The following is a 7,734-nucleotide window of genomic DNA, read 5'->3' on the forward strand; positions in this document are numbered from 1 at the left end:
TCTGCCGCCTACCACGGCGGTGTGATCGATACTGGCGAATTCATCAGCCTTTTCCCGATCCCGGTCGGTTTCGGGCCTGAGCGGACACAAAATTATTGCACACCGAGGCTGTTCAATTCACCCTTCGCGCCGTCATATTCCATGTATGTCGTGGGGCAGGAGGACAAGGCAGCCTCGAAACGTTGGCGCGCCTCCTGGGTGTTGCCACTCAACAGATACCATTCGCCATTGTAAAATGTGGCCTCGCAACGCTGGTTGCTGTCGGCCGCCTTCGCCATCAGTTCATCCGGTTTCAACTCGCCAAGAAAGAGACTGAAAACGGGATAGGGCCATGTTCCCTGGTCCGTTTTACTGGCCGCGATTTTGAGATCGGCGATTGCTTTTGTATCATTGCCCCGCCTTTGAGCCATGAAACGCCAGAGATGATAATAGGGAGCCGTCGGGGGATTCTCGGTTGTCCTAAGGGCAAACCCGGTCGCGGCTTGCTGGTACTTGCCTGCGAAATAGTTCGCCATGGGGTCATTGACAATGAATTGACGTGTGTTGCTGATCGGCCAAAGCGACGCCGCCGCTATCATAACGAATAGAGTGCTGAAGGCTGTCGCCGCCGCGCCGAAACGAGGCGTCGGGCGTTCTCTCGGCCAGAAAGCCAACAGCAGGGACGATAGCGCGGCCCCGGTCAAGGCGCCGCCGAAATGTCCAGCATAATCGATGTTCTCACCGCCTCTTGCTGCCGAAAGGAATGGCAGCAGGGAGGGAATGAGAATTTGCGCTGCCCCGATCCGCAGGGTATCTGCAATCGGCCCTGAGCGGAAACGGAAGCTGGCAGCGATCACGGCTGCAAAAAGTCCGACAATCCCGCCGGAGGCGCCGACCCCGATCGTGTTCGGCGCATTGATCCACACCGATGCGACAGACCCACCAAGGGCACTTGCGAAAAAAATCGCCGCAAACCAGCGCCAGCCGATCAGCCGTTCAAAGAGCCCTCCTGCCAACCACAAGGAAACGCAATTGAACGCGAGATGGAGGATACCTCCATGCATGAAGGGTGCGGTAAACAGCCGCCACCATTGACCCTGCTCGACAATGCTTTGACGAAACGTCCCACCAAGGACGAAGAGAGTCCAATTGGTGGGAGTGCCGGCGACGGGCGGCTCGAGACCGAAGGCCAGTTCGCCGACATAGACCGCAATCAGAAYGGCGAGAAGAACGTAGGTGAATACCGGATAACCGCCGCTGTTGAGAGCGGGTTCCAGCGCTTCGTCTTCGTCGTCCGGAGCGGTCGAGCCAACTTCCTGCATGGTTTGGCGTTCGGCTTCGTAAGCTTCGGACAGCAATTCGACGAACTCATCGAATATCCTGTCCGAATTGCCCCGCAAGAGCTTCAGAGCAATCCCGACCTTGGCGCGTGAACCGACGAACCATTCCGGCAGCCGGCTCGCCAGCCCCCGTCTGATCAAGGTCCTGGCGGCAGTGGCATCAAGGTGAAGAATGATGTTATCCGCATACTTGGTCTGGACTCTGCCAAAGCTTTGAATGGCGGACCACGGCAGTATCTGGCCAGGGAAATTCGGCAAACGGATTCCGGCCGTCGACATGACGAGTCCCGGCTCCACAGAGAAGAGCTTGGGCAACAGCAGCAATGCTAGTATCCCAAAAAACGCTGCGCCCGGCACCACGAAGAACCAAGCCACACGAGGATCCTTATCCCTAGGTGGATGGAAGCCTAGCCAAATTATTCCTGCCGTGATGGCAACTATAACCAGGAAAATCAGAAGCAATTTGCCTYGGTTGTTGGCGTATTCCGATCTGCGCAATTCTTCAGGGTTCATCCAAAATTCTCGCTAAAAAATATCGACCGCACGCGTGGCTCTTCAACGGCGCAAACGTGGCTCCCTGTAAGCACGGAGATGACACTGGATTGAATTTATCTACCTGGAATAGCGCTTTGCAAGGCGCGTTTCGGAGTGCTCAAGAAATTACGCATGATAATTCAATATGAAATACTCCAATCYATCATCACCCCGGAGCATCAGCAGAGTTGCCAAAAGCAGGCGAGTGTCGGAAGCTTGTTTTCAGCTATCAGGCGATGGATTGCGAGATATGACGACAGCCTCCTCTACGGAGCCAACCAGGCACGGCAGCGCCAGGATCTGTCGCGGCTGTTGGGACCAGATGCATATGCCGATCCCGATCGGCGGTGCGCTTGCCTTGCCCTTCCGCGCCCTCGGCATCACCCGCAGCAAGATGAACCCGGATATTTGCACGATCTGCGAGCGCTCCTTCCAATATGTCAAGAAGCAGCGCCAGATCACCGTCGACGCCACCATCCTGTTTGCCGATATCAGGCGCTTCACGGATCTTTCGGAGCGCATCGAGGCGGTGCAGCTGAGCGAGATTGTCAGCTTGTTCCAGGATCGCTGCGCGCAAGCGATCTGGGCGCATGACGGCATCGTCAACAAGCAGATGGGCGACGGCCTGATGGCGATCTTCAATTTTCCGATTGTCAGAAAGGATCACGCGGGCGCGGCGATCCTGGCTGCGCAGGAGATCCAGCAAAACTGCGCCGCCGCGCTGAACAGTCTGGCGCTCGAGGCATTGCCCGACCGCACTCTCGGCGTCGGCGTCGGCATCCATTCCGGTGAGGTCCAGATCGGCGAATTCTCAAGCTTCCGAAGCGATTTCACCGCGATCGGCGGCGTCGTCAATCAGGCCGCAAGGCTGGAATCCCGGGCCGCCGCCGGCGAGATCCTGATCTCGGCCGAAACGGCGGCAAAGGCTGCCGATCTCGCCGCGGGCGCCGAAACGCGCATGCTTGTGCTGAAGGGCATCGAGCAGCCGGTGCAGGCGCGTGTGTTGGTCAAACGCTGAACTGCCAACCTCTTCCAAGCGTCTATACTGTCCTCAACGTGGCAGCCGCCGCTTCTCACGCTGTGATTGCCGAAGGCGTCAGATTGCAAGCCAATTAATCTTCCGGCAACGAACATTGCTTATCTCTATGCCATTCAAATCGTTGGGGTATCTCATGGGTAGTTTTTCTCTCTTTCACTGGCTGGTCGTCTTGATCCCGCTAACCTTGCCGTTGTTCTTCATTTTCAGAAACCCACCCGCCGGGCCGAACCGCTTCGGCGGCCTGCCGCAGGCAATGGGTTTCGGCCAGGCGATCAGCAGCTACTTCAAGAAATATGTGGATTTCACCGGCAGAGCCAGCCGATCGGAATTCTGGTTTTCGGCGCTCTTTGTCGCACTCGTCAGCATCGCTTTGTACCTTGTTGATCGAACCGCAACATTGAACTGGATCTGGTCGCTGGCGACGTTTCTTCCCTCAATCGCGATGGCCGCTCGGCGTTTTCACGACATCAACCGAAGCGGATGGCACCAGCTTCTTGGGATACTGTTTCCCATTGGAACGATTGCCGTCATCGTGTGGTATTGCAGAGCGCCGGCTGCGGATCACTCCAGGGCGTCCGTCTTTTGAAAATATGGTGTGCCTGCGAGCGTGGGAAAGGTTCCACGGTTTGAGCAGGACCGCCGTCGGAAGGTGATAGCGAGGCTGCCAGGCGCCTCGCCTCTCTATCAGTATTTCATGTTACGCAATTCCGGAAAATCATAGTAACGCAGCCGTTCGTCGTGGCAGCGATAGTCATTCTTTTTCAGATACAGTATCATGTTGTGCTGCAGGCCCAGGCCGATATAGGACCAGTTTGGGTAGGCACGTTCCGTCGTGCGCGTGCAATAAGCATATATCTGCTTTTTCGGATCAAGCAGAACCACACTGGAAATCTCGGCCTTTACGAAGTTCCCCGCTTTAATGGTTCCCCGCAGAGCGTCGACATACTCGCGTCGAACCGCGTTGGAGGGCGGACGCTGCGAATCTGCAACGGACTGCGGCGCCGGAGTTTGGCAGCCGGCCAGTGCCAGCAGGGCAACGCAAGCAAGGAATTTGATCTTCATTCAGTTGAATCTCCTATTTCGACGTCGATAGATCGGCCTTTTCCAAAAGGCGATGGCTTCAAGCAGCAACGTCACATCCCGTACTTCGAGGCTCCGCCCTGCGGCTAAGCACCTCCGCATGAGGAAGGTTGGAGGATGCCGCGCATTCGGGACGCTGGAAGCATGTCGCGCCGCCGCTCAACAAAGCCTCGAACGGCGACGCGGCCGGAGCCTTCGCCCCTGCGTCAGGTCTTCATGCCGGTCAACTCGGTAAACGGATAATAGCGCAGCCGCTTGTCGCGGCAGCGATCGTCATTCGCCGTCGCGCCTAATATTTTGCCATCCGTGAAGGAGACGCCGAGATAGGCCCAGTCTCCCCAGCTGCGCTTGGGCACCACCCGCACACAGTAAGCATAAATCTTCTTCTCGGGCTCAAGCAGAACCACGCTGGAAATGCGGGCCCATACGACTTCTCCTGCTTCGTGCCTGTAGCTTCTCTTGAACACGATGTTAATGAAATTCTGCCGGACGTCACTTGAGGGAGGACGCTGGGAATCCGCAACGGATTGCGACACCGGCGCATTGCAGCCGGCGAGAGCCAGCAGAGTGACGCAAACAAGGACTTTCATTTTCATTCAGCTGAATCCCTACAAGAATCTGAGCGCAAATAAACGCTGCGTATTCCCACAAACACAGCGAGAATAATATTTGCAATACATCATAGGAATATTGTCGCGGCTGCAGGATGTCGGCCGCGTGACGTGGATATCAGTGCCGGCACCTACACTAAAGGGTTCCCAACAGAGCTTCCGGCCCCATCATAATCGTTGATCGCCACCCCGGCTTCCAGCGCCGCCAGGGTAAAGGCCTGCCGCACCGTCTCGGCCGGCATCCRCCCGGCAAGCCAGGCGCGGCAGAAATCGATCGCCCTTTGCTGGTGGACGCCGGCATTGACCGGCCAGTCCGAGACGAGTGCATAAAGCGCATCCTGCGGTGAGCGCAGAACCAGCCGTTCGCCGGTATCAAGGTCGATCGATATGGGGGTTTCCCAGAAGGCAGAATGATCGCTAATGGCAGTAGCACCTAGAGGTGAAGTGACTAGAAACTAACTGCGCGAGGCCGATCTCGGTTCCAGTAGGGGCCGCCGGATGATCGCCGTCGGACATCACGGGCGCCGGTAATCCATCAAGGCTAAAGCAATGGCTGCCGGCAGCCACGCTGCGGCGCGTGCTTCGAGGCTTCGCCCTGCGGGCTGCGCACCTCAGCATAAGGCGCGTTGGAGCATGCCGCGCCAACGCTCAGGGAGCCTCACCCTGAGGTGCCCCACAGGGGCCTCGAAGGACTGGGGCGGTGCGCCGGCTTCGCAGCGCCATAAATTTGAAAACTATTCACGCGTTCGAACAAACAGTTCGTTTCCCYTTTGTACTCTTTCCCTCTTCCCCTTCGCGCTGACGCTCTCCCCATTCSCGCCATGGCCARATCTCCGAAGAAATCCCCCGCCCCGAATGGCTTCGAGGAAGCCCCTCAATCGTCTTTTGAGGGCGCGCCGCTTTTCGGCTCGGTTTGCCGGCTTCGTAAGCGACCGTAACCAATTCGTCCTCAGCCTGTGTCAGGTCAATCCGACGGGTCGTCCGGAGCTTCACCACCTTTGCGATTCCCGCAGTGGCGCTAGCGGAGATCCGCTCTTGACCACGACGGCGACCGGACGCCCGGCGGTCGTCGGAATTCACCTGGGCAATGGCGAACAAGGGAAACGCGCTTTCCGTGCAGATATCATCCGACAGAGCGCGGCAGTCAAAGCTGCGGTCGGAGATCTTCGTACAATTGATATCCGGAAGTTTGCATGATAGCCGGCACGCCTACCGCCCCGTTAGTTTCCGCGCTTGACCTCCGCGCACGGCCTCTACCTAAAAGCCCGACTGCTATGCAAAGGAGGCTCCGGTGTCGGTACCCATTGAGGACTACGCGCTCATCGGCGATTGCGAAACCGCCGCACTCGTCTCGAAGAACGGCTCGATCGACTGGCTCTGTTTTCCGCGCTTCGATTCCCCCGCCTGTTTTGCCGCTCTGCTCGGCGCCGAGGATAACGGCTTCTGGTCGCTGTCACCGTCAGGTGAAAATGTCCGCGTCACGCGCCGCTACCGCAACGATACGCTCATTCTCGAAACCGAGTTTCAGACCGAGACCGGCACCGCCGTTCTCATCGACTTCATGCCGCTTCGCGATGGCACGAGCGATCTGATGCGCATCGTCGAGGGCAAGAGCGGCACTGTCGCCTTCGATATGGAGCTCAACCTTCGCTTCGATTACGGCCGAACCGTTCCCTGGGTCACGCATGGCGAGGATGGCGGCATCACCGCCATTGCCGGCCCGGACAGGCTAACCCTGAATTGCGCCGTCCCGCTCGAAGGCCGCGGCCTGAGCACGGTCGGCTCCTTCCAGGTTGCCGCTGGCGAGAGCCAGATCTTCACCCTGACCTGGTCCCCCTCGCATATGCCGCAGCCGGCTCAGCGGCAGGTGGAATATGCGCTGCCGGACACGGAGGAATTCTGGCAATCCTTTGCCGCGGCCTGCCCGAAAGTGGGCCGGTGGACGGAACAGGTCAAACGCTCGCTCATCACGCTCAAGGCACTGACCTACATGCCGACGGGCGGCATCGTCGCCGCGGCGACAACCTCCCTGCCGGAAAAGATCGGCGGGCCGCGCAACTGGGACTACCGCTATTGCTGGCTGCGCGACGCGACGCTGACCCTGCTCGCCCTGATGAAACTCGGCTATTACGAGGAAGCCAGCGCCTGGCGCAAGTGGTTGCTGCGGGCGGTCGCCGGCGCCCCGGCGCAGATGCAGATCATGTATGGCGTCGCTGGCGAGCGCAATCTGCTGGAATGGCAGGTTCCCTGGCTGAGTGGCTACGAGGGCTCGACACCCGTACGCATCGGCAATGCCGCTGCCGAACAGGTGCAGCTCGATGTCTATGGCGAGGTGGCCGACGCCATACTGCAGGCCCGCAAGGGCGGGCTTCCGCCGCATCACCGCGAACGCGAACTGGCGGCGGCCATTCTGCCCTTTCTCGAAAAAATCTGGGTGGAGCCCGATGAAGGCATCTGGGAGGTGCGCGGCCAGCGCCAGCATTTCACCTATTCGAAGGTCATGGCCTGGGTGGCCTTCGACCGCGCCGTCCAGATTGCCGAGGCGGACGGCGAGCCCGAGGCCGCCGCACGTTGGCGCACGCTCGCAGATCACATCCATGCCGAGGTTTGCGAGAAGGCTTTCGATCCCGAACTCGGCTGTTTCGTGCAGGCCTACGGCTCCAAGGCGCTTGATGCCAGCCTGTTGCATCTCGGCATGGTCGGCTTCATCCCGCCTGATGATCCGCGCTATGTCGCGACAGTCGAGGCGATCGAGCGCAAGCTGCTGCGCGATGGCCTGCTGCTGCGCTACGAGACGCAGGAGGTGGACGACGGCCTACCGCCAGGCGAAGGCGCGTTCCTCGCTTGCAGCTTCTGGCTCGTCGACGCCCTCGGCATGATCGGCCGCCGCGACGATGCGCTGCGCCTGTTCGAGCGGCTGCTTTCTATCTGCAACGATGTCGGGCTTCTGGCGGAAGAATATGATCCCGCCGCCCGCCGCATGCTCGGCAACTTCCCGCAGGCCTTCAGCCATGTCGGGTTGATCAACAGTGCGTTGAACCTCGCGCGGCTGGAGGGGCCGGCGGACCAGCGTTCGGCTTGATGATATGCTCTGCTTGGTTATTGGGAGACCGGCGGAAGAACACTTGGCGTAGTGGTGAGGCAGCGGCGG

At 59.2% G+C, this 7,734-nt stretch carries 7 protein-coding genes; 3 read left to right on the forward strand and 4 right to left on the reverse strand.

The genetic code is table 11. The features are described from left to right. Positions 1-92: 92 nt before the first annotated feature. Positions 93-1,832 (reverse strand): rhomboid family intramembrane serine protease, encoded by a 1,740-nt coding sequence (locus AC1D1Z_RS03035; protein ID WP_477849455.1) that lies wholly within the window; start codon positions 1,830-1,832, stop codon positions 93-95. A 271-nt stretch (positions 1,833-2,103) separates the two neighbouring features. Between AC1D1Z_RS03035 and AC1D1Z_RS03040 the strand changes: the two genes are divergently transcribed. Together AC1D1Z_RS03040 and AC1D1Z_RS03045 are read left to right on the forward strand one after the other, a co-directional pair. Continuing rightward, positions 2,104-2,871 (forward strand): adenylate/guanylate cyclase domain-containing protein, encoded by a 768-nt coding sequence (locus AC1D1Z_RS03040; RefSeq protein ID WP_130652617.1) that lies wholly within the window; start codon positions 2,104-2,106, stop codon positions 2,869-2,871. 154 nt (positions 2,872-3,025) lie between these two features. Continuing rightward, positions 3,026-3,478, forward strand: a complete 453-nt coding sequence (locus AC1D1Z_RS03045) for a DUF805 domain-containing protein (RefSeq protein ID WP_026230793.1) — start codon at positions 3,026-3,028, stop codon at positions 3,476-3,478. Between the two features lie 98 nt (positions 3,479-3,576). Here the strand turns inward: AC1D1Z_RS03045 and AC1D1Z_RS03050 are convergent, their stop codons facing one another. The 3 genes from AC1D1Z_RS03050 to AC1D1Z_RS03060 all read right to left on the reverse strand — a co-directional run bounded on the left by AC1D1Z_RS03050 (position 3,577) and on the right by AC1D1Z_RS03060 (position 5,005). Continuing rightward, positions 3,577-3,954, reverse strand: a complete 378-nt coding sequence (locus tag AC1D1Z_RS03050) for a hypothetical protein (RefSeq protein WP_115157360.1) — start codon at positions 3,952-3,954, stop codon at positions 3,577-3,579. A gap of 224 nt (positions 3,955-4,178) precedes the next feature. Further along, on the reverse strand, positions 4,179-4,568 hold the full coding sequence (locus AC1D1Z_RS03055) for a hypothetical protein (protein WP_130652618.1): 390 nt from the start codon (positions 4,566-4,568) through the stop codon (positions 4,179-4,181). Between the two features lie 146 nt (positions 4,569-4,714). Next, positions 4,715-5,005: a DUF982 domain-containing protein gene (locus tag AC1D1Z_RS03060; protein WP_477849461.1), complete on the reverse strand. Its 291-nt coding sequence runs from the start codon at positions 5,003-5,005 to the stop codon at positions 4,715-4,717. Between the two features lie 869 nt (positions 5,006-5,874). Here AC1D1Z_RS03060 and AC1D1Z_RS03065 point away from each other — a divergent pair. After that, a complete protein-coding gene (locus tag AC1D1Z_RS03065) occupies positions 5,875-7,665 on the forward strand; it encodes a glycoside hydrolase family 15 protein (protein WP_130652619.1) in 1,791 nt (596 codons plus the stop codon). Positions 7,666-7,734: the final 69 nt, after the last annotated feature.

Source organism: Rhizobium sp. P1_E1 (assembly GCF_056406015.1).